Raw genomic sequence first — 26,568 nt, 5'->3', positions numbered from 1 at the left:
GGATCGACCGAACCCCTCACCCCTCACTCGTCCGATTCGTTCCCCTCGCCCTCCTCGTCCTCGTCCGCACCGTCGATATCCACGTCCACGTCGTCGCCGTGCTCGAGCCCCTCGATCAGGGTGTCGATGCGGTCGGCTTCCTCGGGGACGCGGTCCGGGTAGACGCCCAGGAGTACGAGGTGGTCGTCGTCGTGGTCGGGTTTGCTCACGTCGATCAGGACGTCGACGCCCTGCTCGCCCGCGAGCGTCGCCTCCCCTTCGAACGTCTCGACGTCGATCGGTTTCCCGAACGCGTCGACCTCGCGTTCGCCGCTCGAGCCGTCGACGGAGAGTCGCTCGTACTGATCCTGAACGAGTTCGACGACCTCCTCGTTGCTCATCTCGCCGATCGGATTAAAATTCTTCCCCGCGACCGAGACCTTGGGCGTCGTGACCACGGCGAAGACCCCCGCCTTCGCGTCCCCCGTATCGATCTCGAGCGGACCGAGGTCGATGTCGCGGGAGAACTCGCTGATGTAGTTCGTCGCCTCGACCTCCCGTCCGGCGACCTCCTTCGACTCGACCAGTTCTTCGGTCCCCTCGTACTCGTAGCCGGCCGACTCGAGCGCCTCGGCCGAGACGGTCGCCGGGGACGCCGAAAAGGTGGTCGCCTCCGCCAGGAACTCCGAACACCCGGCAAGCGAACCGACGCTGCCGACCGCGAGCGCCGCGACGAACGATCTGCGATTCATATCGTACGACTCGAGACCCGTATCCAACATAAGCTTCATGAATCGTTGTTCTTCCTTGAAAACAAACACCACTGGGAGATAACAGTAAACCGGAGAGTGAGACGAGCGTCCACGATAGCGGACGGAGCGCCGACGAGATGGACCCGCCTGGTTACCGTCCCGACGAAAGCCTGTACGACGGTCCCGCGTCCGTATCCTGCACCTCGATCCCGAGGGCCTCGAGTTCGTCGCGGAGGTCGTCCGCCCGCTCGTAGTTGCCCGCCTGGCGCTCGCGCTCTCGCACGTCGAGGACCAGTTCGACGACGTCGCCGGCCAACTCGGCCGTCCCGGTCGTGTCGCCGACGAACGAGAGGCCGAGCACGTCGCCCAGTACCTCGAGCGCGTCGACGGCCTCCCGGAGGCCGCGATAGTCGTACCGCTCGCCGACCGAGCCCTCGCCGTCGGGTTCGCTTCCGCCGTCCACGTGGCGGTTGATCGCGGAAGCGATCGACAGTAGCGCCGACTGGGCCTCGCGCGTGTTGAAGTCGTCGTTCATCGCCTCCTCGAACGTCGATCGCGCCTCCGAGACGCTGTCTCGGAGGTCCTCGTCTCCGACCTTCGTGGCCGCGTCGGGGGAGTCGAGGGCTTCGACGCCGGCCTCGTGGGCGCGCTCGAGGCGTTCCCACCGCTCCTCGGCCTCGGCGATCGTCTCGTCGCTGTAGAGCTGTTTACTGTTGTACGACCCGGCGGTGAGGAACGTCCGGAGGACGTTCGTCCCCCACTGGTCGACGGCGTCGGAGACGGTGACGAAGTTGCCGAGGCTCGATGACATCTTCTCGTCGTCCATCTGGAACAGTTCGCAGTGGAGCCAGTACTTCGCGAACTCCCGATCCGTCGCCGCCTCGGACTGGGCGATCTCGTTCTCGTGGTGGGGGAAGACGAGGTCCCGGCCGCCGACGTGGAGGTCGAGCGTCTCCCCGAGGTGGGTCATGCTCATCGCCGAGCACTCGATGTGCCACCCCGGACGGCCCTCACCCCACGGGGAGTCCCAGGTCTGCCCCTCGGGGGGGTCGCCGCCGTGGTCGACCCCCTCGTGGCGGTGCTCGCGAACGGCGTCAGGATCGACGTCGCCTGCCTTCCAGAGCGCGAAGTCGGCGGGGTGGCGCTTCTCCGAGCGCTCGTCGGGGTCGCCCTGGGATTCGATCTCCTCGAGATCCTGGTTCGAGAGCTTGCCGTAGTCGTCGAACCGGGTCACGTCGAAGTAGACCGAGCCGTTGGACTCGTAGGCGTAGCCCTTCTCGACCAGCGTCTCGATCAGGTCGACGATCTCGGGGACGTGCTCCGAGACGCGGGGGTAGACCTCCGCCCGGAGGAGGTTGAGCGCACGCATGTCCGAGAGGGTTCGATCGATGTAGGAGCGAGCGACTTCCGGTTCGCTCTCGCCGAGGTCGCCCTCGCCCACGCGGGCGACGATCTTCTCGTTCACGTCGGTGAAGTTCTCGACGTGGCGGACGTCGTAGCCCAGGTGCTCGAGCCAGCGGTGCATCACGTCCACGTGAACCCACGACCGGGCGTGGCCGAGGTGGGGCGGGTCCGAAACCGTCAGGCCGCAGTAGTAGAGCAGAACGTTCTCGGGGTCCTGCGGCTCGAACGGCTCCGTCTCGCCCGTCAACGTGTTCGTCACGTGCAGGGTCATTACGGATTCCTACTAGCGGGTCGAAGTTAAAGCGTTGGATGCCGTACGAGTCCGAATTCGGTTCGTCCGGTCCCGCCACGGACCCCACCCCCGCTCGAGCACCGTCACCGCTCCCCGACGCCGACCGGGACCGCCTCGAGCGCATCCTCGATCGCCCGGAGCGCGTTCGCTCCGTCGCGACGTCCCACGACGATCGTCATCGCACCGTCCGCGACCCCGGCGGCGACCGGTTCGATCCCCTCGAGGTGGAGCGCCTCGAGGGCGGTGACCAGTTCGCGCGTGCCGACGTCGCCAGTGGCGAGCAGACCGGTGTGCTCGCAGCCGGCCTGGCCGAGCGCCGCGTCGCCGACCAGCACGACTGCGTCCGCCGGATTCTCGACGGGGCCGACGCCGCTTCGCATCGCCACCCGGACGTCGGCCGATTCGGTTTCGTAGTGGGGGAGGTCCGCCGCGTATCGGCGGAGGGCGGTCGCGACGGCCTCGGTCTCCCCGTCGACCTCGAGGAACCGGGCGGCGGCGGTGTAGTTGACCACGTCGGCCCGTAACGCGGCGACGAGGAACGGGTGCTCGTCGACGGCCCGGCGGGTCGCTGCTGCGAGGGACATGTGTCCGACGGGGCGGTCGAACGGTAAAAAGTCGCCGATGCGGGTCGCCGGCGAATCGCACCGTCCCTCGAGTCGACGCGGGAGACGAGACGTTCGCGCGAATCGACCGGGACCGCGTCGCTTTTGCCTCGAGCGACCAATCTCCGCACATGAAGCCGGAAGCGGTCGAAGAACTCATCGAATCGAACCTCGAGGACGCCGAGGCGACCGTCGAGCGGGCGCGCCACCACGACGACGACGATCACCTCGCAGCGACGGTCGTCTCCCCCGCGTTCGAGGGACTCCCGCTTGTCCAGCAACACCAGACCGTCTACGACGCCCTCGGCGAGCACATGACGACCGACATCCACGCCCTCGAACTGTCGACGTACACGCCCGAGGAGTACGCGGACCTCGAGGAGTGAGACCGCGGGGGCCGGGAATCGAACGCGTCGACCGGGGACGGCACCCTCGAGCCGGTGACCAGATCGCGAGACTTTTGCCGGGACCGCACCACACGGCGCACATGGATTCGGAAGGAGCCGACGAACGGGGACGCCTCGCCGGAGGCGGACATGCTCGGTGACGCGCTCAGCTACCCCGCGGGCGACGAAATCGGCCGGGCGGCGCTGCGCGGGAGCGTCGTCTCGGTCGTCGCCACCGCCGTCGGCGTGCGGTACGCGGCGGTGCTCGCCCCGTCCTCGCTCGCGGTCGTTCCCGCACTGATCGCGCTGCTGGGCGTCGTCGCCCTCCTCGGAACCGCGACGCTGGTGCTCGTTCCGGGCGCGCGAGGGTCGTCGGCGTCGGTGCGATCCGCCCTCCGGTTCGGCCTCAGATCGTTCGCGGTGTCGATCGGGTTCCTCCTCCCACCGATCGTCCTGCTCGCGCTCTCGGTGACCGCGATGACCGAAGGACCCGCGGTCGGTGGGTCGACGAGGGTGCTCACGCTCGTCCCGTCGACGGCGTCGATCCTGTTTTTCGCCGCCTGTGCGTACGTGTACCCGATCGCGCTGGCCGCCGTCGCCTCCGCCGGCCGGGTGCGCGCTGCGGCCGACGCCGACGCCATCGTCCCCGTGGCGACCGATCCAGCGTACTTCCTGCGGTGGACGGTGGGCTTCTCTCTGGTCGTCCTCGCGACGTGGCTCGTCGTCACGACCGTCAGCCGCGGCGACGCGTTCGGACTGCTCGCCGCCGTGGCTGCGGCCTACCTCGTCGTCGCAGGAACGCGAGCGGTCGGCGTGGCCTACGCTCGAGCGTCTACCGTGGACAACGTTCGATCGTCGACGTAGCCCGAGGATCAAGGTCCGACGGGCGGTGAGCACCGCGAGGAACGACACCGCAGTCGGGACGAAGTCGGCCGAAAACCGTCGGCTTCGACTTAGACGTTCTCTATCCGCGGTTCGGTCGCGTCCACCCGGCGGTTGTGCAGGGCGTCACCGCTCTCTGCATCGAACACGTGGATGGCGTCTTCGGGGATGTGGGCGGCGACGCGATCGTCGGATTCCACCCTGGTCATCCCGTCGACCGTGGCGATGATCGTGTCGCTCACGTCGCCGTCGACCCTCTCGGTCACCGACACCCCCTCCTCGTCGTCGAGCGAGAGGTAGACGATGTTCTCGTCGCCGGTCGGTTCGACGACGGTGATCGTCGCGGACACCTCGTGACCGTTCACCCGTTGCTCGGCCTCCTGGTCGAACTCGATCTCGATGTCCTCCGGGCGCACGCCCAGAACGAGGTCGGACCGTCCCTCGGTCGCCTCGGCGATGTCGGCCGACACGCGGTACTCGAGGCGGTCGCCCACGAGGACGGCGCCGTCGCCGTCGCCTTCGCGGCGGGTCACCTCGATGAAGTTCATCGCCGGCTCCCCGATGAAGTCTGCGACGAACAGGTTCGCGGGTTCGTGATAGCACTCGAGCGGGGTGCCGACCTGCTGGAGTTCCCCGTCGTTGAGGATCGCGATGCGATCGCCCATCGTCATCGCCTCCGTCTGGTCGTGGGTGACGTACACCGTCGTGGTCCCCAGTTCCTCCTGGAGGTGCTGGAGCTCCGTTCGCATCTGCGCGCGAAGCTTCGCGTCGAGGTTCGAGAGCGGTTCGTCCATCAGAAACACCGCCGGCTCGCGGACGATCGCACGGCCGAGGGCCACCCGCTGTTGCTGTCCGCCGGAGAGTTCTCCGGGGGTCCGATCGAGCAGGTCGCCGATACCCATCATCTGCGCCGTCTTCTCGACCCGGGCGGAGATCTCGTCCTCGGAGAGGTCGGTGGACTCCTCGAGCCCGAACGACATGTTCTCCTTGACGGTCATGTGCGGGTAGAGCGCGTAGGACTGGAACACCATCGCGATGTCCCTGTCCTTCGCGGGCACGTCGTTGATCAGCCGGCCGTCGAGGCGGATCTCGCCGCCGGTGATCGACTCGAGGCCGGCGATCATCCGCAGGGTCGTCGACTTGCCGCAGCCGGACGGTCCGACGAGGACGAGGAACTCCCCGTCCGCGATGTCGATCGATACGTCGTCGACGGCGACGATGTCGCTCCCGTCGTCGTCGGTGAATACTTTCGTTACGTCGTCGAGTTGTGTTCGTGCCATCGGTTAGGGCCTCCGTGTTCGTGGTCGATACGTAGCTCGTTCGTCGGTCATACTCGCACCCCTTCGGCGAACTTGTCCGCGAACAGCACGTAGACGAGCAGTGTCGGCAGGGCCGTCACGAACGCCCCGGCCATTCGAAGCGGATAGTCGACGCCCTCGAGCGCTTCTCCGAGACCCGACAGGATCAGCATCGCGGACGCGGCGGGATCGCTGACGCTTCCGATGAGCGTCAGCGAGAACAGGAACTCGTTCCAGATCTGTGTAAACTGGAAGATGAACACGACCGCGAACATCGGCACCGATAGCGGGAGGACGATGCGACGGTAGATCCGCCAGACGGACGCGCCGTCGAGTCTGGCCGCCTCGATCATCTCCCACGACATCGTCTTGTACTGGGAACGGAACAGCAATGTACAGATCGGGACGCCGTAGGCGGTGTGCGTAATTATCAGTTCCAGGATGGTCGCGTGATGTTCCGACAGCATCGGTAACGCCCAAATGAACGCCAGTCGCTGGTCGAACTGGACGATCTGGCTCCAGAACTGGAAGAGAGGGACGATCACGGCCTGGTACGGGACGAAGATGCCCGCAATGAACAGCGCCAGAACTGCGATCTGTCCGCGCCACTTCACGAGGGTCAGTCCGTACGCGGCCGTACTTCCCAGAACTGCACAGAGAATCGTCGACGGGATCGTGAACAGGACGCTGTTCACCATCCCCCGGCCGAGGGACTCGAACGCGTACTGCCATTTCTCCGCCGTGGCCCCTCCGGGACCCGGAGGGACAAACGGTAACGTAGTCCTGACGGCTTCGGAGGTCTTAATCGACGTGACCAGACCCGTTTCGATGGGGATCAAGTAGAACACCACGAGACCGCCCAACGCCGCGTACAGCGCAACCCGCCAAACGGAAATCGACTGGATTACGCTTCGTTCCGCGGACGGTTCGGTCGTTATCGTCTGTTCGCTCATAGGTTACCTCGCTTGTATTGGTTGTACAGGTACGGTGTGATCACGGCGAGTGAGAGTACGAATAGCGCGATCGCGATCGCAGAACCGTACGCCCACTCGTTCGTTCCAAACGCTTCGCGGACCATCTTGGTGGCGAGGATGTCTGCGCCACGTCGGGGCCTGTACCCGCCGGATATCGCGTACAGGAAGTCGAACGCCTTCAGCGCGAACAGCATGAGGACGACAGACGCGCTGACCATAGCCGGACGGAGCTGTGGCACGATGACTCGCCAGTACATCCGCACCGTACTCGCACCGTCGACGCGCGCCGCCTCGTACTGGTCTTTCGGGATCGACCGCAACGCGGCGAGGTAGATGATCATCGTGTACCCGCTGAACTGCCAGACCAGCGCGAATATAACAGACCCGAGGACGAGTCGAGGGCTTCCCAGCCAGCTGTACGGTCCGAGTCCGAACACACCGATGAACTCGTTGATGATCCCGTTGTCGACGTTGTACATCCAGCGCCAGAACTGTGCCGTAACGATGAACGACAGTGCAAACGGCAGGAGGTAGACCGTTCGAAACGTCCTCCCGAAGCGGATCTCCCGATCGAGCAAGAGGGCTAACACGAGCCCGACGACGAGGCACGTGAGGGTGAAGGCGACCAGCAACACGAACGTGTTCCGCGTCGCCGACCAGATCTGCGGATCCTGTACCATCGCCCAGTAATTCCGTAGGCTCAGGTTTGCGTAGTCGGGTGTGCCGAACCCGGAGAAGTCCGTCAACGAGAGCAAAAAGTTCCACCCGATCGCGGCGTAGACGAAAAAGCCCATCAGGAGGAAGGGGGGTAACCAGAAGGGTGCGGACTGAACGAAGTCGCTATCCAACCATCGCCGACTCGAGGACCGACCGTCCGCCACACCGCCGTCGGTTCTGGCGTCTCCCGCTTGCCAGAAGCTACGAAGGATATCTAATACGTTTCTCATAAAGTTGACGAGGTGGTTAGAACGCGTTCATGAAACCATCCGTCGCAGCATCCACGTCGAATGGGTCTGCGAAGTGGTCGTTCAACGCACCCTCGAGATCGGATTGAATTCCCTGTTCGACGGCCAGCCCGTGGGCGAGCGTCGGTGGCTTCTCCGAGGCTTCGTTGAAGTCTTCGATCGTGTCGACGAGGTACTGGTTGAACTCGTCGGTGGACACGTCTTTCAACGTCGGAATCGATCCCTTGTACTGATTGAACGCGACTTGCGCCTCCTCGCTCCCGACGAATCGGAGCCACTGTGCCGACTCGTCGGGAGTCGGGTTATCGCCGGGATAAATGAACGAGTCGATGTGAAGCGTGTAGAGGTCCTCGGTACCGGGGAATCGGATGGCATCCCACTCTTCGCCGTACTCGTACTCTTCGGTAATGTACGCGCCCGCGGACCAGTTGCCTTCGTGGACGAACGCGACGCCCTCGTCCATGAACTCCTGGTTAATCTCGGTGAAGTCGACGTCCGTCGCGTCGTCGTTGATGTAGTTGTCGAGGATTTCCTCGAGCGCCTCGAACGTCGACCGGACGGCCTCCTCGTCACCGTCGCCCTCGATGAAACTCATGTAGGCGTCGTACCCGTTCACACTGAGCATCGTCTGGGCCCAGGTCTGTAGAATGCTCCACGGTTCGAGCGCGAATCCCATGGGCGTGGCGTCGGTTTCGGACTCGACGGCGTCGAGGGCGTCGACGAGGGCGTCGACGCTGTCGATGGAGTCCGGGTCGACCCCGGCGTCTTCGACGACCGATACGTTGTAAAAGAGGTCGTTCAACCGATGGGAACCGATCGGTACCGCCGAGAAAGCACCGTCGTACTCACAGAGTTCGACGGCCTCCTCGACGTGTGCGTCTTTCAGATCGGCTTCGTCCCAGACTTCGGACTCGATATCGCCGAGGACACCCTCGTACTGCTCGAGGTTCGAGCCGGGCCATCCGGCGAACGAACTCGGCGGGTCGCCGCCCTGCAGGCGGTTTGCGACGGTCTGATCGAGGCTCTCGTTACCGCCGCCCCCGATCGGTTCCTCGTCGAACTCGATGTCGGAGTGTTCTTCTTCGAACGCCGAGAAGAGGGCGTCGGCAGCATCAGCGCCGTCACCGCCGGTCCACCCGTGCAGCACCTCGAGCGTGCCGCCGTTACCCCCTCCGCCGCCGGTACAGCCGGCCAGTGCAACGAGACTCGTGGTCCCTGCAAGTCCGGCACCCTTCAGTATCGTCCTCCGAGAAGTCGTTCCCTTGTCAGTCATTGTACACCACAGGGGAACTACAGTAGACCATATACTTAATAGTTACTAATCATTAATTACTATATGAGTTAATTATTTATTCACTGTCTCGTTTAGTTCGCCGGCAAACTAATAAATTCGCCGGATTATGTGGAGAGGGTGACCGAAACGGTCGGTCGCTCACTCGAGATTATAGCACGATCGCAGATCGACGGCACCGCGAGCACTCCCTCGCGCCGTCCACTGCGGACTCATCGGAACGGACCTAAACGCTTACTCCGACGGGCTTGCCCGTGACCGTCGACTCTGCTTCCTCGTCACGGTCGCCACTTACCGATCACCGCTCCGCCGACCGAAGCAGGCATCCACCAGCTTTAGAAGGGTTTAACGCCGCCACCATCGTCGCTCGGCGACGCCGAGCGAGACGCACTGATTGCGTACACGCGTTAGAACTAGAAAAATCACGACGGCACTTCGTGTGCTACGCCATCGTCGTACTCTGGTTCGGACTCTCGAGACCGTCCGGAACCGAAGGGTGGCACCTAGCCGCTATCGCGTCCGCCCCGGTCCCGCACGCGGCACACTCGAGAACGAGGTCGGACCGGGGACGCGCCCCTTTCGGTGGATTTTACCTGACAGCCCGTGACCGTCCGCGTATGGCAACCGAAGACGAGTTCCGTATCGAGGAGGACAGCCTCGGCGAGATGCAGGTCCCGGCGGACGCCTACTGGGGCGCCCAGACCCAGCGGGCGATCCAGAACTTCCCCATCTCGGGGATCACCTTCGGTCGGCGGTTCGTCCGGGCCCTCGGCGTCGTGAAGAAGGGCGCCGCCCAGGCCAACCGTGACCTCGGACTCGTCGACGACGACGTCGCCGAGGCGATCATCGAGGCCGCCGACGAGGTCATCGCCGGCGAGCACGACGACCAGTTCCCGGTCGACGTCTTCCAGACCGGCTCCGGCACCTCCTCCAATATGAACGCGAACGAGGTCATCGCCAACCGCGCCGCAGAGCTCATGGGCGCGGAGGTCGGCGACCGCGTCGTCCACCCCAACGACCACGTCAACTACGGCCAATCGAGCAACGACGTCATTCCGACCGCGATGCACGTCTCCGCCCTCGAGGCCGTCGAAAAGGACGTCATCCCCGCCCTCGACACCCTCCGGGAGGCGCTCGAGGAGAAGGAGGAAGAGTTCGACGACGTCGTCAAGACGGGCCGAACGCACCTCCAGGACGCGACGCCGGTCACCCTGGGTCAGGAGTTCGGCGGCTACCGCACCCAGATCGAGAAGGGGCTCTCGCGCGTCGACAAGGCGCGCGAGCACCTCTCGGAACTCGCCCTCGGGGGTACCGCGACCGGGACGGGCCTGAACACCCACCCCGAGTTCCCCGGTCGCGCCGCCGAGTACATCACGAAGGAGACCGGCGTCCAGTTCCGAGAGGCCGACGACCACTTCGAGGCGCAGGCCGCCCACGACGCGATGTCAGAAGCCCACGGGGCCCTGCGCGTCGTCGCGGGCTCGCTCAACAAGATCGCCAACGACCTCCGACTGCTGGCCTCCGGCCCGCGTAACGGACTCGGCGAGATCGAACAGCCGGAGAACCAACCCGGCTCGTCGATCATGCCCGGGAAGATCAACCCGGTGGTCGCCGAGGCCGTCAATCAGGTCCACAAACAGGTCGTCGGCAACGACGCCGCCGTCGCCGCCGGGGCGGCGGAGGGGCAGATCGACCTCAACCTCTACAAGCCCGTCCTCGCACACAACTTCCTCCAGTCGGCCGAACTCATCTCGAACGCGAGCGAGGTCTTCGCCGAGCGGTTCGTCGCCAAACTCGAGGCCAACGAGGAGTACTGCGCCGAGCAGGTCGAACAGTCGATGGCGCTCGCGACGTCGCTCAACGTCCACATCGGCTACGACAAGGCCAGCGAGGTCGCCAAGACGGCGCTCAAGGAGGGGAAGACGGTCCGCGAGGTCGCCCTCGAGAAGGGCTACCTCACCGAGGAGGAGGCCGACGAGGTGCTCGACCCCCGCGCGATGACCGAGCGCGGCATCCTCGGGCAGGACCACTGAGGAGCGTCAGGAAACCGACCCGATCCCGTTCCGTTCTACTCCGGCGACGACGTCGCCGCTTTCAGTTCTCGAACGACGTGGGCGTCGTGGGCCGCGATCGTCTCGACGAGTTCCGTCGCCGCCTCCTCGACCTCGTCGTTCGGCACGACCCGATTGGCGAGTCCGAGTTCCAGGGCCCGCACCGGCGGAATCGGCTCGCCGGCGAGGGCGATCTCCGTCGCGACCCGCGTCCCGACCACCGCCTCGAGGTGCGGGATCGTGTGGGTGGCGGCGATACCGAACTGAACCTCGGGCAGCGAGAGTGTCGTCTCCTCGCCGAGGACGAGGAAGTCACACCGCAGCGAGAGGATGAAGCCGATGCCGATGAGCGCGCCGCGAGCAGCGACCACGGTCGGGTACGGCCGCGAAGTGAGGAAGTCGTAGACCTCGGACGTCAACCGGGCGACATCGTCGCCGTATTTCTCGTCGTAGTCGGGATCCGCGACGACGTCCCTGTCCATTCCGGCGCAGGTGACGTCGCCGGCCCCCGCGACCACGAGTCCGCCGATCGCCTCGTCGCCTTCCGCGTTCTCCGACAGGCCGACGAGCGCGTCTCGCAGTTTCGCAAGCGATTCGAGGGTGACGGCGTTCAGTTTCTCGGGCCTGTTCAATCGAACCGTCGCGATGCCGTCGGCGACGGTCGCGTCCACGAGTCGGGTCGATGGCATACGCCACCGTCACCGTGGACGGTGAAAAGCGTGTTCGAATACTGACTCGATCCCGGTTGCGAGAAACTGTCAGAAAGCCATTCTGCATACCGACGCCGACGCGACCGACGATCGGTCCCCCGATACCGATCGCCCGACCTGACACGAACTGGAAAACTCGATCTCGAGTAAACCGGTGATCGGATACGTCTTTCTTCCCGATCAGTCGGACGTAAATCGACGCAGCGGCGCCGAATCACAGGCGATGCTGGCGGAATAAAAGAACCCAAGCAGTTTTTACGGATGCTCGCGTCAGACGAAATATGCACACCTGTCGCAACTGCAACCAGTCGTTTCAGACTGCCCTTGCGCTCGAGCTGCACCGAGACGCGTGCAAGAAAGGACAACTCATCTGTCACGTCTGTGGCGACCGGTTCCGCGAGCGCGACGCCACGCAGGACGGCTGGCACTACGAGTGTCCGAACGAGGAGTGCGAGGGAGAAGGGCTGCAGAAGGACATCTACAACGTAGCCGACCTCCGCACGGCGACGCACTGACCGGCGAGCGGGCGCTCGAGGGCGACGCGATCGGAGCGATTCCGTCCCGGCACACGTTCGAATCGAACCGAATTCCCCATGCACTGGATCGGTCCCAGCCAGTGCGCGCATCCGCTTTCCGACCTTTTATTTCTCCCTTGATCTTCCTTCGGATATGGAACGACTGGATCCCCGAGTTCGCCTCGTCTGGCTGGTGGCGGCGCTCGTCCGGGGAGCGATCGCGGCTGCTATCCTCGTCGGCGGGGCGACGATCGTCCGCTCGCGGGAACTGCTCGGCTCCACGCCGCAGGTCATCGTCCCGGCGGCGATCGCGTTGGGCGCCGCGTACCTGGTCGCGCATCTCGCGGGTGCGCTCCTTCGATATCGGATCTGGCGGTTCGAACTGCGGGACGACGCCCTCTACATCGAACGGGGCGTGTTCACGCGGGTCAAGACGGTCGTCCCGTTCGTCCGCGTTCAGCACGTCGACTCGAGGCGGTCGCCGCTCGAGCGAACCGTCGGTCTCGCCACCGTCGTCGTCTACACCGCGGGGTCGCGCAGCGCCGACGTCGCGATCCCCGGCCTGAGTCCGGATCGCGCCGAACGCCTCCAGGATCGCTTACGGGCGCTCGCCATCGAGAGCGAGGGCGAGGACGCCGTCTGAGCATGACCTGGAACTCGCTCCACCCGTTGTCGGTGATCGTCCGCTCGTCCTCGCGCAGTCTCAACACCGGGTTCCTGTTCTTCGTCGTCGGCGTGGGCGTCTCTCCCGGCGACGGCGGCACTGACCTCTTCGCCGTCGGAGCGATGGTCCTCGTCGGGATCCTCGTCGGCGCCGTCTACGAGTTCGCCTACTACAAGCGTTTCAAGTACCGCGTCACCGACGACACCTTCGACGTGATCTCCGGCGTTCTCTCGCGGCGCGACCGCGAGGTCCCGCTCCGGCGCGTCCAGAACGTCGATATCAGGCAGAACGTCGTCCAGCGACTGCTCGATATCGCCGCCGTCCACGTCGAGACCGCTGGTGGCGGAGAGACCGAGGTGACCCTCGAATACGTCTCCGAAACGGAAGCAAAACGGCTGCGACGACGCCTTCGCGAGGGACCGAGGTCGGAGGCGAACGCGGAACCGGAGCCGAACGCCGAGACCGGAGCGCGATCGGAGAGAGCCGCGAAAGAGCGCGAGCGATCGGAATCGGAGGACGAGGAACTCCTGTTCGAGATTGCGCCGAAAGAACTGGCGATCCTGAGCGTGTTCACGATCGATTCGGGGGCGAGCATCCTCGGAGGGATCGCCCTCTCGTTCGCGAGCGGGTTCGACCCGACGACGATACTCCCGATCGATCTGGTCGGACTCGACGTTCTCGGCTCCGGCCTCAGCACCCTCGCCGCCGCCGTGTTCCTGTTCCTGCTGGCCGCCTGGATCCTGAGCGCGGGCCTGACGTTTACCCGCTACTACGGGTTCCGCCTCACGCGGGTCGACGACGGACTCTACTACGAGCGCGGGCTCTTGCAGCGCTACAGCGGCACCATCCCGCTCGAGAAGGTGCAGACGGTGACCATCGCCGAACCCGTCCCGATGCGATGGTTCGGGTACGCGTCGCTGGCCGTCGAGACGGCGGGATACGCCCCCGGTCAGTCGGACTCTCGCGGGACGGAGTCGGCGATTCCGCTGGCCGACCGCGATCGTGTCCTCGCACTCGCCCGGTCGATCGAGCCCTTCGAAGGCGTCGACCTCGAGGGGCTTCCCGCACGGGCGCGCGAACGATACGCCGTCCGGTATACGCTGCTCGTGGGACTCCTCGTCGGCGGTGGATACCTGATCGCTCGATACGCCGAGTTCGTCGATTTCGACGCCTGGTATGCGATCGGCCTCGCGATCGTCGCGGTCCCCGTTGCCGCCCACCTGAAGTGGAGAAGTCGCGGGTACAGGCTCGAAGACCGGTACCTCCTGGCCAGAACCGGCTTCTGGCGCCGAACTACGAAGGTCGTCCCCTACTACCGCGTCCAGGCGGCCATCCACTCCCAGTCGATATTCCAGCGACGCCGACACCTCGCGAGCGTGACCGCCGACACCGCCAGTTCGGCCACGTTCTTCGGTCGCGCCGGAACCGTCTACGACGTCGACGCCACTCGCGGTCTCGAGGTTCAGGAGACGATCAACGATCGACTGCAAAAGCGACTTCTCGAGCGAAAACGGCGTCGGTCCGTCGACGATCGATCGGTCGATCACACCGAGGCGTCCGAGGACGACGCCGACGAGTATCCCTTCGGCGACGATCGATCGTAACCCGTTTTGCGTCGCTGAGACCCTCGGGTTTCCCTATCGGTGCGTCGAATGTGGACGGAAGTACGCGCGTTCGATCCGCCCCGTGAAGCCGTACACTGCTCGAGTTCGGCGTTCGAGTAGCCCGTCGAAAGCGACGGAGTCGGCATCCCACCGGGGCGATCTTAGATATAGCGATATCTAGTTTATTCGACCGCGTTCGGACACCGCAACGTGGTCAACAGTAATCACCAACGAGAACGGAGTTCTCGATCAGGGGAGCTCGTCGGTCGGCTAGACCTCGAATTCGGTGAGAACAGAGGACGGTCGACGAACGGACACGACACTGGAACGCCTCACATTCTTCTCGTACTGTATTCCAACGGTCGTTCGAGACGCGATCTTCGTCGCCGAGCAACGAGGTCGTGACGGTGTGTTCTAACCGAATTCTGCGTTTCGGTGGACTCCTGCCCGTATCTCCGTGGGAAATCGAAACCGCCGTTTAACACCCGCTTCTCACTTTCATTCCATCAGTCCGGTCATGGAGGGTATCAGATGACTGGATTTCCGCGTACTGTCCGTAAACGAGATTACGGAGAGCCACAGCGCTGATTCCGGCAAGTTCATGGATCGAGAGCCCGCGAGGACGCCCTCCAGTAACGATTTCTCGACCGTTCGATCCATCGGGGCTCCGTCGTGTGTAGTCGCCTAGACGCCGATACACGGCGTCTGAGGGCGTCCAACCTGAAAGCGTATGTCCCGGTCGGACGTGAGCAGCAGTCACGAGCTACCTCGGGTTCTCACTGGGATTTCCTTCACGATGTGGAATTCGACAGTCTCGATAGCGATGTCCCGCTGACGGAACCGCTCCGCCTCGAGGTACTTCGATACGTCTGCAGCCGATGCCGACCAGAATCTCGTCGAGAATTGCGATCGCAGGGCACTTCGGAGGCATTCGTAAAGGGCGTCGAAACGATGCACGTCCAGCTCAGGACCCGAGCGTTCGTCGTCACTCACCGGCCCCCGTCCAACGACCCCCGCGGCACTCGGTTCCATGTGTCCGGTCGTTGCGGCCGACCCGGATGATTCGCCTCCGAGGGATTCCGCCAACGTGGGGATCGAACGGATTGATCGCCACTGTCGAGCCGAGTACGCTCGAGAACGAACGAAGTACCTCCCCCGACCCACTTCGGCGTCGTAGCCCTACCACGCGGGCAACTACTCCACAACGTATCCGCTCGGTGACTCGTCCAGCTCAAGCGATCGCCGCTCGAGCGGACCCGTTCTGAAGCCGTAACCCCCAGGGTATAGGCCCCGAAAACCCGGTAAATATATTTCCGCTTCAGTGGCTGGTAAACAACCTGGGTGGTCGGGCGCCTATATTATTTGTGTATCCAGTCCCCCGAAGAGGTGTTTCACCTGTTTGCATTCACAAATAATGTTGGTCCGTGGCGCCGAAAGCGGGTCTGAATTCGAAAATAAATGCCCTTATTTGTGAGTTTGGGATAGATTGATGGTTGCCGGGTGTGATGGCCCGGATATGTCCGACGAAGAGAGCGTCGTCGTGAAGACGTACGTGCCACGATACCAAAAGGACCTGTGGAGTGACCACGCCGATCGACTCGAGATGAGCCGGAGCGAGTTCGTCCGCACCATGGTCCAGGCCGGTCGGGCGGACTTCGACGTTCCCTCGAGCGAGTCGAGCAGTTCCGACTTGGCCGCCGAGGGATCCGCCGGGTCGACACCGGAGGCCGGACGGAACGAACCCGCCGAGAACGGCTTCGACGACCGCATCCTCGACGTTCTCGAGCACGAAGGTGCCCTCGACTGGGAGGACCTCGTCGACGCCCTGATCGACGACGTCGAAGAAGAACTCGACGACGCACTGGGGCGCCTGCAGGCCGAGAATCGAATCAGGTACAGCGGTCGAGACGGCGGGTACGTGCTGGTGAACGATGAGTGAGGGCGAGAACGCGACGGATACCGACGCGGAAAACCGAGGTGGAGGGCCGGATCCCGTCGAGTACTTCCTCCAGGACATCGAGTATCACGGTCGAAACGAACGCACAGCGACGGCGTATCGTCGCGTGCTGACCGATTACGCCGCGTTTCTCGCCGATCGGTTCGAAAAGGGCCCGACGGAGGCGACCTACCGGGACTGTATGGCCTGGGTGCACGAACTTCGGGCCACTCACTCCGAGAGCACCGTCGCGACGTACGCGTCGTACCTCAATCGATTTTACAGCTACCTCGAGCGGGTCGGGCACACGGAGGAGAACCCGATGACGGTCGTCCTCGAGGAGATGAACGAGTCGATCGAGTCGAATCCCTCGCGTAGGGACGTCACGCTCCCCGAAATGCGGTCGTTCGTCGACGACATTGGCCACCCGTTGCATCGGGCCCTCGTGCTCACGCTGTTGAAAACCGGGATGCGATCTGGCGAACTGTGTAACCTCGATCTGATCGACCTCAACCTCGATCACGAGGCACAGACCTGGCAACCGCGGGCGCACATCGCCGGCCGTCCGGATTCGATCTTCGTCTCCGCCGAACACAGCTACGGCCGCGAATCCGGCGGTGAGATCCGAACGGCGTCGAACAAACGAAAGCGGGAGACGGTGATTCCCATCGACGAGGAGCTGAAGGAAGCGCTCGTCCGCTGGCTCGCAATTCGACCGGATACGCCGTCGTCGAACCCGTACGGACCCGTCTTCCTCGGCACCGTCGAACGGTGGGGCCGTCGGCTCACGCCCGACACGATCCACCACATCGTCGAGGGATACGCCCGCGAAAACGGCTGGTACAGGACCGGGGGCGGCGCCGCGGAAAACGTGACCCCGCACTACTTCCGGCACTTCTTCACGACCCACCTCAGGGACCGAACGGGGGATCGGGGTATCGTCCAGTATCTCCGCGGAGACGTCGCGAGCGACGTCATCGACACTTACACCCATAACTGGGGCGACAGAGTCCGCGACACGTACCTCGAGCACATCTACACCCTCTCGACGTAACGCCGCTCCGCGGAGCGACTCGAGTCCGAACGCCGTGTTCACCGCCTCGTCGGGGTCGGCGGTCGCAATATTGGGGACGCGGTCTCGACGGTGAGCCGTTGAACGCGTTACCCCTGGGGTGAAGGCACCCACCTGGACAGCCCCGCGGAATCGATTCGAGGTGCTCGCAGACAGAATCCTATGACTCGGTCGCGCGGTCCTAGCCGTCTTTTTTCGTGTCGACGGCCGGACAGCGTCCCGCTTGTTCTCGCAGTGGCCCTCGCCGACCGTCGGCGTCGAAACCGCCACTCGGGACGGCCGCCGAACGAATCGGATGCCACGATAGGGACCGAATGCGGACAGCGGTCGAACGATATCGGACTCGGTAGCGGAGTTGTCGAACTGCAACACCGGCCCGACCACCGTCGCAGCGCCCGCGATAAATCGTAGTTTTCGCCGGAAGAGCGATTATCCAATGCGAATGGTAATAGCCGTTTGCACGATTCCGGCGGCGCATATCGGACTCATAAATCGCATATCGCTATACGTAATGGGGGTCGAGATCGTACTCCCGATTTTGCTCGAAATCGGACGCCTTCGGACCGGACGCGCGGCTTCGCACGATCGGTGTGACTCTGAACTCCGCTGGCTACCTGCAGTAGTCGACGGATACCGCTTCGGACCGCAACAAAGAGACCGCGACGACTCGAGCGACGATGATCAGGGGTCGGGTTCGACCGCGAGTGCCGTCTCCTCGGGACCGTTCGCCAGCAGCGCCCGGACGGCCTCGGTCGTCCGGGTACCCTCCGCCGTGTTCTCCATGAGGACGGTCTCGCTCGGGAACAGTTCGTCGCCGAGCAGGAGGCCGTGCTCTCGAGCGGTCGATCCGGTCATCGTGAGGTAGACGCCGACGCCGGTTTCGGCGATCGCCGCCTCCTCCTCGACGCCCTCCGGGGGGTAGCGGAACTCGACGCCGTCCAACGTCCTCGTTCCCAGAACCGCCTGGACCAACCGCTCGTACCGCGGGACGATACACAGCGGGCCCTCGTAGCCCTCGAGGAACGATCGGTCGATCGTCACCGATTGCGGAGCGACCTCGGGAGTGGCCATCAGGGTGTGGTAAACCGTATCGCCGAGGCCGGTGACCACGCGAACGTCGGTGTCCGTCGGGTCGATACGAGCGTTGACGTCCTCGATGCGGTCGAGGGGCTCCGGTCGGAGTTCGACCACCTCTTCGAGGACGAGGTCGGCGCTGTCGAATCCGAGCGCGAACTCGTGCGTGCGGAGCGCGCGGAAGGGTTCCTCCCGACCGATCAAGTGGACTTCCGTTCCGTCGGGAGCGCCGTCGACTCCCTCGAGCGGGATGGTGACGCTGTCGAAGACGATCCGTCGTGGCTTCCCGGCGCGGTCGTCACGCAGGAGGGTGTACTCCGGTTCGGTCGGATCGTCGACGGTGCTGTACTCGGCGAGACGATGGTAGACGTCCTCGTCGGCCTCGAGTCGCCCCTTCGTGAGGGCTTTTTCGTGGCGAAGCGTCGACGTGACGTCGTCTGCGAGATCGGTCGCGTCGAGGCGCCGGGCGATGCGGTCGAGCACCGACTCGAGCGGGCGCCCCTTGCGCGGAATCGCGATCGGGATCGTCTCACCCATCGACGTGGAGTCTTCCGCCGACGGGTAAACGAGTTACGCTTTCGTCGATCGCGCGAGTGGCCGAGCGGAAAACGAGAGCCGAGTCCGTCGGTCGGGTCGATCGCCTTAGTCCGAGAACATCGAACCGAGCTGGTCGCGCCACTCCACGATGTCAGTCACGTCCTCGCGGACGTCCTCGAGTTCCTCCTCGAGGTCGTCAACGGACGATTCGACGTCGTCGATGTCCTCCTGGAGGTCGGCGACGTCACCGCCGACCGCGTCGAGGCCCTCGTCTACCTCCGCCTCGAGGTCGTCCACCCGTTCGACCGTCTCGGCGAGTTCGTCCTCCGTGACGGTGGCCCGCTCGTCGAGCGCCTCCACGTCGCTTTCGACCCGTTCGACGCGGTCGTCGACGGACCCGAGGTCGGCTTCGACGTCCTCCAGACCGGTCTGGACCTCCTCGAGGAGCTGTCGAGCCGTCCCGTTCTCGTCGAGGAACTCCTCGAGCGCGGTCGTGTAGGCGGCGACCTCCTCGACGCGACCCTGGAGGTGGTCGAGTTTCGCCAGCTCCGACGCCGAAGGTTCCGCGTCGACCCCGAGCGCCGAGCGGATCGTCTCGAGGTCGTCGTCGGCGACGTCGCCCGCACGAATTTCGTCCGCTAACCGGGAGGCGACGTCCTCGACGGCGACCGGTTCGGCGGAGTCCGGTTCGCCCGCGGTGACGTCGGCGGGAGGAGCCTCTTCGGAACCGGGCGCAGTGGACACGTCGTCGACGCCGGGTGCGTCGTCGCCGAGCCCGTCGTCATCGACGTCGGCCGAGCCGTCGACGGCTTCGGAGGCATCCTCTTCGTCGGCATCGTCGACGACGGACGCGGCCGCCTCGAGGTCGAGTTCGATCTTGGGTTCGTCCTCGAACTCGGGCTCGTCCGGAATCTCCTCTTCGCCGAAGTCCAGTTCGATCTCCGGCACGTCCCCTTCGTCCTCCTGATCGTCTCCTGACGTCTCGACCGGCTCGGTGTCGACGCCCTCGAGGTCAAGGTCGAGGCCGTCGGATTCGTCGTTGAAAATCGATTCCTCGTCGGCACCCTCTTCGTCTCCCGCTTCGTCGCTGTCGTCGACCGACCCGGCTTCGCTCGCTGCGGCCACGGCCTCGTCGTCGGCTTCGGTGACCTCCTCGCCGTCGGCTTCGGTGACCTCCTCGCCGTCGGCTTCGGTGACTTCATCGTCGGACGCTTCGGCCTCCTCCGCGTCGCCGACACTATCGTCCGCGTCCTCGTCGGACGCGGACTCGGCGTCGAGGCCCGGAACCGACTCCGACGCGCCCGACAGCATGTCCTTGACGACCTGATTTCGATCCTCGGGGATGATGTCGTCGATCATCGTGTCGTCGACCGTCTCCGCCTCGGACTCCGGTTCGGTCGCCGGATCGCCGACGCCCCGGACGTTTCGGATCTCGGGTTCGCCGAGGAACGCCTCGGCTTCGCTCTCGTCGTCGATCCGAATCCCGTACACCGTCACCAGCGACTCGTCGGGAGAGACGGTGCCGGTGAACTCGACGTGGTTATCCTGGAAGGCGGTCCACTGATCGCTGTAGTAATCCGGGTGGAAGCCGACGCTGTCCATCGGGAACGACTCTGGGATGTCCTCTGCGAGTCGAAACTGGACCGGTTCGTCCCGGTCCGTCTCGATCCCGAACCGGATCGCCGGGACGGGAAACTCGTCGGCTGTGAACGACTTCCTGACGGTCACCCCGTCCGTCGCGACCTCAACCACCTCGTCCGTATCGGCCGTGCTACTCATGAAGCCAACGTTGATTTACCACTGATATAAATTGTACGGGCATCCGACCCGAGCCCAATCGCCGTCGGATCGGTCAAATATCCGTCCGATCCCCGATCTCCACGAGTTCGAGTCGCCGGGGATAGTCGAACCCCCTGGCGTGGTGGTGTAAGACCGTCGGGTCCGCGGTGAGCCCCTTCCACATGTCCCAGTGGCTCGGGAGGAGCCGATCGAGACGGAGCGCGGCGGCGGCCTCGACGATCTGGTTCTCGTCGTTGTACCAGCGCGTGCGCTTCGGCTCGCGGGTCTCCTTGTCGGGGATCATCCCGACGGTCCCGAACGCGAGCGCGCCCAGGTCGATGTCGTACGTCTCGCCGATCCGGTGGAACTCGTCGGACGGTTTCGTATCGCCGCCGTGGAAGAACGTGCCAGCCTCGTGCTCGAGGACGTAACTCACGGGGTGGGTCGCGTCGGCGTCGTTGGCGTCCTCGACGTGGACGGTGAACTCGCCGATCTCGAACGAGTCGCCCTCCTCGACTTCGGTGAACTGATCCTCGGAGACGGCCCACTCGTCGGTCCACGACTCCTCCTCGAGGGCGACCGCGAGGCTGTCGTCCGGCGCGTATAAAGTCGCCCCGGCGTTCTCGAGGATGGGCGCCTGACTCTCACCGTGGACGTGATCGGTGTGTTCGTGGGTCGCGAGAACGGCGTCGGCGTCCGTGACGTCGGTCGGATCGAACGGAACCGGGATCATACGAACGGTTCGCGGCGGACTGCCGAGACCGACGTAGGGGTCGATGAAGACAGTCGTTCCCCCGGATCCCTTCACGACGAACCCGTTACAGCCGAGGTACCAGATCGCCACGCCATCGGGTTCTGCCGTCTCGACGTCGCGAACGAGCCAGTCTCCCCAGTCGCTCTCGATGGGCATACTCGACCGTGCGCGGAGCGACCGGGTAAGTGTTTTCGTCCGCGAGAGCCCGACCTCTTCGATCGGACGGCGTCGGCTCGCCGTCGCTCGAGGGTGTTTAAACGGGAATCGGGAAAAAACGGAACCGTGGCGATCAGCGGGACGAAGCGAGCTGTGCGACGGTCGAGGCGATCCGCGCACGCCAGTCGTCTGGTCTGCTCGGTCGGCTCGATCCGTCGAATCCGGTGCGGTCGGACGATCGGTCGTCGCCCGCGTTCGTGGACGCGGTGGTGGCGTCGGCGCCGAGCCACTCCCTGCGAAGCACCGGGTGGTCGGCGTACGAGATCCGGTTCGCATCGACGTCGAAGTCGATCACGCCCGCGTGCGCCAGCATCGGGAGGTGGACGTGAACGAGAGAGGCCTCGACGCGCTCGACGTCGCTCGGTTCGACGGATTCGCTCGGCGAGGATTCGTAGGCCGCCACGTCTCGCGCGAGGGTTTCGACGCTGCGTTCGCCCGCTCGAGGCTCGAGGACGGAGAGCATCGCGCGGCGTCTGTTGTCCGCGAGCGCACCGAACAGCACGTCGAGCTCCGACTGAACCTCGGCCGATCGATCCGTGATCGCGTCGATGACCGACGAGTCCTCGAACGCCCAGTGATCCGCGGTCTCGATCGCTCCCGAATTCGTCTCAACGAGTAATCCGGCGTCGAGGAGTTGCGGGAGGTGACGGTGTTCGAGCGCGATTCGCGCCTGGTCACGTTCGTCGCCGGACGCCGCCCCGTCGGGTTCATCGGCGGTTACTGTCGCGAACCGGGCAGCAAGTTCGGCTTTCTCGATCCCGTCCGGGGATCGATCGCGGACGATGTCGATGATGGCTCGCCGGTCCGAATTGGAGAGCGCCCGGAAGAGGACGTCTCGCGACCGACCTCGCGTCTGATTCCCGCTGACGTCTGTGGTTCCCATTACTCCTTTCTCAGAGCGCTTCCGGGTTAAGGTCTGCTCCAAATCACGCAGTTTATTTGAATTTTTATTACTTTTTTCCCGAATGTATCCATCGAATGACAGTCGAAACGCGGTCGTACTGGGAATAGTACGTATCTAGTGACGGTCTCGGATGCATCCCGACGGGGTGCCAGTCGGATCGATTCCCCGTCCGCCACGAGTCGTCGAAGCACGCGACTGCCCTCGAGGAGAAATACCCCATTCGAGCGGAGGCGGATTCCCGGGGGAATTCCGCGGCATTACCCGGGGGAAGGAGTGGACGAATACCCGGTGGAGGAGATACCGTATGCGCCCATTACGCGCGTAAGAACACCAGTAGTCGGGCATCTCTCGCAAAGGGTGATCGGCAAGCGGTGGACGGAGTCAGCCATCCCGTCGCCCGACCCGCCTACCAGGTGCCGTGAAAGGTGTCGAACGAGAGGTTCTCGAGCGGTTCGTTGCCGACGGCGATCTCGTACTCGCCGGGGGTGAGCATCGGCTTGTGGAACCGGGGGCCGTCGTCGGTCGTGATTCGGGGACAGCCGGTGTTGACGAAGGCGTCCATGTCGAAGTTGCGGAGCCGATCGGGCGTGACCTCGTCCATGGTGATGAGGTAGGCGTCGTCGTTGTCATCGAGGATCTCCTGGGCGATTTCCCAGCGGCCCTGGCCGATCTTGGTGCAGAAGATGGCGCCCCACGTTTCGGCGTCCATCGCGCGGTGGACGGCGCCGTATCGCTGTTTCATGAACCGCTCCGTGTCCGCGACGGTGACGACGTTGTTGACGGGGTCGGCGATGACGACGTGCTTGTCGGGGTGTTCCATCGCGAGGCCGAGGGGGTGGAACTTCCCGCCGCCGACGTAGAGGACCTGATCCGCTGGCACGTCGGCGCTCGCGTAGTTGCAGCCGAGCACCTGTCCCTCGTGGGTCAGCCGTTCGTCCCCTCGACGGCTGTGGACCTCGTAGCCCCGCTCTTCGAGGAACTCCCGCATCTCTTCGTAGCGATTCATGTGCTGGGCGGTGGTGACGAGGCCGATTTCCGGCGTCTCCTCGGGCGGTTCGAGGGTGTCGAGCGCCTCCTCGATGATCGGGGTGACCTCGACGTTCGAGAAGAGGGGAACGTAGATGATCTTGTCCGACTCCTTCATCGGCGAGTGGCCGAAGTGGACGAAGACGTCCGTCCGGCGCATCAAAAACGTGTCGAGGTCGCAGGCCCCGTAACAGGGCTGACCCGAGATCATGATGGTGACGTCGTCGCCGACAAGTTCGCGCAGATCGTCGGCGACCCTGGGACCGCGTCGTTTCAGGCCTTCGGGGAACTGGAGGCCGACTTTCGTCGCGTCCCGCTCTTCGATCGCGTCGACGATCCGCTCGAGTTCGTAGTCCCACTCGCGATCGTGCTTGAGACGCATTCCGGTGTTTCTGAGGTCTCCCTCGCTGTACTCCGGCTCCTGGCTCATTAGCCGTCCTTACGGCGGGAGACGTATAACGGCGGCGCTTCTCGGTTTGGCTCGCCGAGGAGTCGAAGCCCGGACCGTTCGGAGGTGATCTGGTCGGCGGACAGCCGCAGAGGGGACGGTCGGCGGACGACCGTAGAGGTGGTAATGCGGGGTAGTCAGCCGAGCGGGACAGGCCGTCGAACGGGGTGGGTGATCGACTCGAGAGGGGAACGCCCGTCGTCGACCCAACAGTCATAGTACTGGAGTGTTAACGGTGGCGTAATGCCAGCGGAACAGCCCCTAGACGGATATCTATTCGACCTTTACCGTCGATACATCGGCGAACCCGAGAGCCGGACCGACGTGTACCTCGGATTCGGGTTGTTTCTCGGGGGAATCGGGCTCGCACTCGTGGCCCTGTTACTCTTCCTGTGGAGCACGACGCTCGAAGCGCGGTCGGCGGCGTACTTCGCCTGGGCGGAACCGGCGTTCGCGCTCGTGTTGATCTCGTTGCCGCTGTTGATGCTCGGGATCGTCGTACTCCTCCCGTCGGATCGCCGAGTCCGGTACGCCTCGGTCGGCGGTGTCGCGGTGACCATCGCCGCGACGGTCGGATTCCTCTACGCCTACCCCGACGACTGGAACAACTACGGCGAGAACTACACCATCGAAGTAGTCGCGACCTACGCCGTCGGCCTCTCGATGATCACCGCGTCGACCGGGGCGTCGTTGATCGCCCACTACCTCGAGTTGGCCCGCGCGTCCGAAGCGGTCGAGATCGAAGACGACGACGAGGAGGACGAAGCCGAGTCCTACACCGACGAGGAGATTCGATCGGACATCGATTCGGCGATGGAGGGCGTCGAACTCTCGTGGGGCGGCGTCGAGAAGACCGAACACACGCGCCTGACGTTCTCGGAGGACGACTTCGCCGACGTCGACGTCGACACGACCGCCGGAACGAAAACCGTCCGCTCGACGGGCGTCGACGCCCAGGTCGCCGGCCTGAAGGGGCTCAAGGGCGGCGAGACGAAGACGACCACCTCGAGCGCCACCGTGGACGAGCAGACGGCCAAACTGAAGGAGCTCCGCGAGCAGCGGAAAGCCGAAGAGCTCGCCGAAGCGGACGATTCCGGTTCGCTCGAATCGGTCGCGACGCCGATCAGTTCGCTTCTCGATCGCGTGCGTTCGTGGCTAAAACGGAATTAACCCGGCGATCGACGAGTAATTATATTTTACAATTGTGTATTCTAGGGCGGAATAAAATCACATAGATTTATAATCCGTCAGACGCCTTGGCCAATCATGGCCAAAGGCCTAGACGTTGGAACGATGAACATCCTGTCCGCACAACAGGATGGCACCGACACGGTTTTCGTGCAACAGCGTAACTCCTTCGTGGAGATCGAGTACTCGGACATGGCCGAGCAGATGCTCTCCCGAAGCGAAGTCCTTCACATTCGCAAGGACGACAAGGTGTACGTCGTCGGCGACGACGCCCTGAACTTTGCGAACATCTTCAACAAGGAAACCCGTCGCCCGATGAAGGCGGGGATCCTCTCGAACGACGAGAAGAGCGCGATCCCGATGATGAAACTCATCATCGAGCAGGTCGTCGGCGAGCCGACGTACCCCGACGAGAAGCTCTACTTCTCGACGCCCGCCGATCCGATCGACGACGATCTCTCGACGCTCTACCACCAGAAGACGATCGAGTCGTTCCTCAACGACATGGGATACGACGCCGAGCCGATCAACGAGGGGATGTCCGTCATCTACTCGGAACTCGCGGACAACAACTTCACCGGCCTCGGCATCAGTTTCGGCGCGGGCATGACGAACGTCTGTCTCGCCTACTACGCCGTGCCCGTCATGAAGTTCTCCGTCGCCCGCGGCGGCGACTGGATCGACGAACAGGCCGCCCGCGCGACGGGCACGCCGGTCGACAAGGTCACCTCCATCAAGGAGGACGACTTCGAACTCGACTTCACGACCGACGTCGGCGGCGTCGAGGGTGCGCTCTCGATCTACTACGAGAACCTGCTGGACTACGTCATCGAGAACATCGTGAAGGAGGTCGACGACGAGGACGTCGAGGAAGGTCTCGACGTTCCGGTGGTCGTCACCGGCGGCACCTCGAGCCCCAAGGGCTTCGACGCGCTCTTCCGCGATCACCTCGAGGACGCGAACATTCCGTTCTCGATCAGCGGCGTCACCCACGCCGACGAACCGCTGTACAGCGTCGCCCGCGGCGGTCTCGTCGCCGCCCGGTCGGACGAGGACGTCGATTACGAGTCCGAGGACGACGACGAGGCGGAAGCGGCGGCCGCGGAGTAACCGCCCGCCGATCGAACGCGGACGGACGCTTTTTCGACGGCGAAGCGATCCACGCGAGCGACGCCACCGCCTGCCCGCCGGCTACAATCCGACGGACCGGAGGGTCGTGCGGACGCGCGACGGACCGTCCGTTCTCGGGGGTGGCGCGGGGCGTT

General features: G+C 64.3%; 23 protein-coding genes. 10 read left to right on the top strand and 13 right to left on the bottom strand.

The genetic code is table 11. The annotated features are described in order from the left end of the window. Nucleotides 1-23: 23 nt before the first annotated feature. From RJT68_RS08535 to RJT68_RS08525, 3 genes are all read right to left on the bottom strand, one after another. Nucleotides 24-731, bottom strand: coding sequence for a DUF6517 family protein (locus tag RJT68_RS08535; protein WP_407039936.1), 708 nt, complete (start codon nt 729-731; stop codon nt 24-26). A gap of 151 nt (nt 732-882) precedes the next feature. Continuing rightward, a complete protein-coding gene (gene cysS, locus RJT68_RS08530; RefSeq protein WP_407039935.1) occupies nt 883-2,406 on the bottom strand; it encodes a cysteine--tRNA ligase in 1,524 nt (507 codons plus the stop codon). A 104-nt stretch (nt 2,407-2,510) separates the two neighbouring features. Beyond that, nucleotides 2,511-3,011 carry a DUF7523 family protein gene (locus RJT68_RS08525; RefSeq protein ID WP_407039934.1) on the bottom strand — a complete coding sequence of 167 codons (501 nt, stop codon included), beginning with the start codon at nt 3,009-3,011 and terminating at the stop codon, nt 2,511-2,513. A gap of 149 nt (nt 3,012-3,160) precedes the next feature. Here RJT68_RS08525 and RJT68_RS08520 point away from each other — a divergent pair, with 149 nt between their 5' ends. Together RJT68_RS08520 and RJT68_RS08515 are read left to right on the top strand one after the other, a co-directional pair. Beyond that, nucleotides 3,161-3,415, top strand: a complete 255-nt coding sequence (locus tag RJT68_RS08520) for a BolA family protein (RefSeq protein WP_407039933.1) — start codon at nt 3,161-3,163, stop codon at nt 3,413-3,415. A 150-nt stretch (nt 3,416-3,565) separates the two neighbouring features. After that, complete coding sequence (locus RJT68_RS08515) at nt 3,566-4,279, top strand: DUF4013 domain-containing protein (protein ID WP_407039932.1); 714 nt, start codon at nt 3,566-3,568, stop codon at nt 4,277-4,279. 89 nt (nt 4,280-4,368) lie between these two features. On the opposite strand, the gene RJT68_RS08510 is transcribed toward RJT68_RS08515, so the two are convergent. From RJT68_RS08510 to RJT68_RS08495, 4 genes are read right to left on the bottom strand one after another with little or no spacing between them, the layout of a single operon-like run. Further along, complete coding sequence (locus tag RJT68_RS08510; protein WP_407039931.1) at nt 4,369-5,577, bottom strand: ABC transporter ATP-binding protein; 1,209 nt, start codon at nt 5,575-5,577, stop codon at nt 4,369-4,371. Nucleotides 5,578-5,624: 47 nt separating this feature from the next. Beyond that, on the bottom strand, nt 5,625-6,548 hold the full coding sequence (locus RJT68_RS08505; RefSeq protein WP_407039930.1) for a carbohydrate ABC transporter permease: 924 nt from the start codon (nt 6,546-6,548) through the stop codon (nt 5,625-5,627). After that, nucleotides 6,545-7,516: a carbohydrate ABC transporter permease gene (locus tag RJT68_RS08500; RefSeq protein ID WP_407039929.1), complete on the bottom strand. Its 972-nt coding sequence runs from the start codon at nt 7,514-7,516 to the stop codon at nt 6,545-6,547. The genes RJT68_RS08505 and RJT68_RS08500 overlap by 4 nt, the downstream gene beginning before the upstream one ends. 16 nt (nt 7,517-7,532) lie before the next feature. Next, nucleotides 7,533-8,807, bottom strand: coding sequence for an ABC transporter substrate-binding protein (locus RJT68_RS08495; RefSeq protein ID WP_407039928.1), 1,275 nt, complete (start codon nt 8,805-8,807; stop codon nt 7,533-7,535). Between the two features lie 635 nt (nt 8,808-9,442). Here RJT68_RS08495 and RJT68_RS08490 point away from each other — a divergent pair. Continuing rightward, nucleotides 9,443-10,858 (top strand): class II fumarate hydratase, encoded by a 1,416-nt coding sequence (locus tag RJT68_RS08490; RefSeq protein WP_407039927.1) that lies wholly within the window; start codon nt 9,443-9,445, stop codon nt 10,856-10,858. 35 nt (nt 10,859-10,893) lie between these two features. Here RJT68_RS08490 and RJT68_RS08485 read toward each other — a convergent pair whose 3' ends face one another. Then, nucleotides 10,894-11,565, bottom strand: a complete 672-nt coding sequence (locus tag RJT68_RS08485) for an enoyl-CoA hydratase/isomerase family protein (RefSeq protein ID WP_407039926.1) — start codon at nt 11,563-11,565, stop codon at nt 10,894-10,896. 302 nt (nt 11,566-11,867) lie between these two features. Between RJT68_RS08485 and RJT68_RS08480 the strand changes: the two genes are divergently transcribed. The 5 genes from RJT68_RS08480 to RJT68_RS08460 all read left to right on the top strand — a co-directional run bounded on the left by RJT68_RS08480 (nt 11,868) and on the right by RJT68_RS08460 (nt 17,359). Next, nucleotides 11,868-12,101 carry a transcriptional regulator gene (locus RJT68_RS08480; protein ID WP_407039925.1) on the top strand — a complete coding sequence of 78 codons (234 nt, stop codon included), beginning with the start codon at nt 11,868-11,870 and terminating at the stop codon, nt 12,099-12,101. 154 nt (nt 12,102-12,255) lie between these two features. Beyond that, nucleotides 12,256-12,744 carry a PH domain-containing protein gene (locus RJT68_RS08475; RefSeq protein WP_407039924.1) on the top strand — a complete coding sequence of 163 codons (489 nt, stop codon included), beginning with the start codon at nt 12,256-12,258 and terminating at the stop codon, nt 12,742-12,744. Nucleotides 12,745-12,746: 2 nt separating this feature from the next. Beyond that, a complete protein-coding gene (locus tag RJT68_RS08470) occupies nt 12,747-14,369 on the top strand; it encodes a PH domain-containing protein (RefSeq protein ID WP_407039923.1) in 1,623 nt (540 codons plus the stop codon). Nucleotides 14,370-15,885: 1,516 nt separating this feature from the next. Next, entirely contained in the window at nt 15,886-16,308 is a 423-nt protein-coding gene (locus tag RJT68_RS08465; protein ID WP_407039922.1) for a DUF5805 domain-containing protein, read from the top strand. Continuing rightward, nucleotides 16,301-17,359, top strand: a complete 1,059-nt coding sequence (locus RJT68_RS08460) for a tyrosine-type recombinase/integrase (RefSeq protein WP_407039921.1) — start codon at nt 16,301-16,303, stop codon at nt 17,357-17,359. The genes RJT68_RS08465 and RJT68_RS08460 overlap by 8 nt, the downstream gene beginning before the upstream one ends. Nucleotides 17,360-18,058: 699 nt before the next feature. Here RJT68_RS08460 and RJT68_RS08455 read toward each other — a convergent pair. From RJT68_RS08455 to dph2, 5 genes are all read right to left on the bottom strand, one after another. Further along, nucleotides 18,059-18,988 carry a hypothetical protein gene (locus tag RJT68_RS08455; protein ID WP_407039920.1) on the bottom strand — a complete coding sequence of 310 codons (930 nt, stop codon included), beginning with the start codon at nt 18,986-18,988 and terminating at the stop codon, nt 18,059-18,061. A gap of 105 nt (nt 18,989-19,093) precedes the next feature. Then, nucleotides 19,094-20,767, bottom strand: a complete 1,674-nt coding sequence (locus RJT68_RS08450; RefSeq protein ID WP_407039919.1) for an AAA family ATPase — start codon at nt 20,765-20,767, stop codon at nt 19,094-19,096. Nucleotides 20,768-20,840: 73 nt separating this feature from the next. Then, nucleotides 20,841-21,677 (bottom strand): MBL fold metallo-hydrolase, encoded by an 837-nt coding sequence (locus tag RJT68_RS08445; protein ID WP_407039918.1) that lies wholly within the window; start codon nt 21,675-21,677, stop codon nt 20,841-20,843. Nucleotides 21,678-21,810: 133 nt separating this feature from the next. Continuing rightward, nucleotides 21,811-22,620: a DUF7344 domain-containing protein gene (locus RJT68_RS08440; RefSeq protein WP_407039917.1), complete on the bottom strand. Its 810-nt coding sequence runs from the start codon at nt 22,618-22,620 to the stop codon at nt 21,811-21,813. A 427-nt stretch (nt 22,621-23,047) separates the two neighbouring features. Next, a complete protein-coding gene (gene dph2, locus RJT68_RS08435; protein WP_407039916.1) occupies nt 23,048-24,097 on the bottom strand; it encodes a diphthamide biosynthesis enzyme Dph2 in 1,050 nt (349 codons plus the stop codon). 261 nt (nt 24,098-24,358) lie between these two features. Here dph2 and RJT68_RS08430 point away from each other — a divergent pair, with 261 nt between their 5' ends. Beyond that, nucleotides 24,359-25,285, top strand: a complete 927-nt coding sequence (locus tag RJT68_RS08430) for a DUF7139 domain-containing protein (protein ID WP_407039915.1) — start codon at nt 24,359-24,361, stop codon at nt 25,283-25,285. Nucleotides 25,286-25,381: 96 nt separating this feature from the next. Beyond that, the gene (locus RJT68_RS08425) at nt 25,382-26,413 is read left to right on the top strand and encodes a disk-shape morphogenesis protein volactin (protein WP_407039914.1); all 1,032 of its coding nucleotides are present in this window, start codon (nt 25,382-25,384) and stop codon (nt 26,411-26,413) included. Nucleotides 26,414-26,568 lie beyond the last annotated feature (155 nt).

It is taken from the genome of Halovalidus salilacus (assembly GCF_031852275.1).
GTDB classification, from domain to species: Archaea; Halobacteriota; Halobacteria; order Halobacteriales; family Natrialbaceae; genus Halovalidus; species Halovalidus salilacus.
The sequence above is the reverse complement of the archived record's forward strand: the minus strand, read 5'-3'. Positions and strand labels throughout refer to the sequence as shown.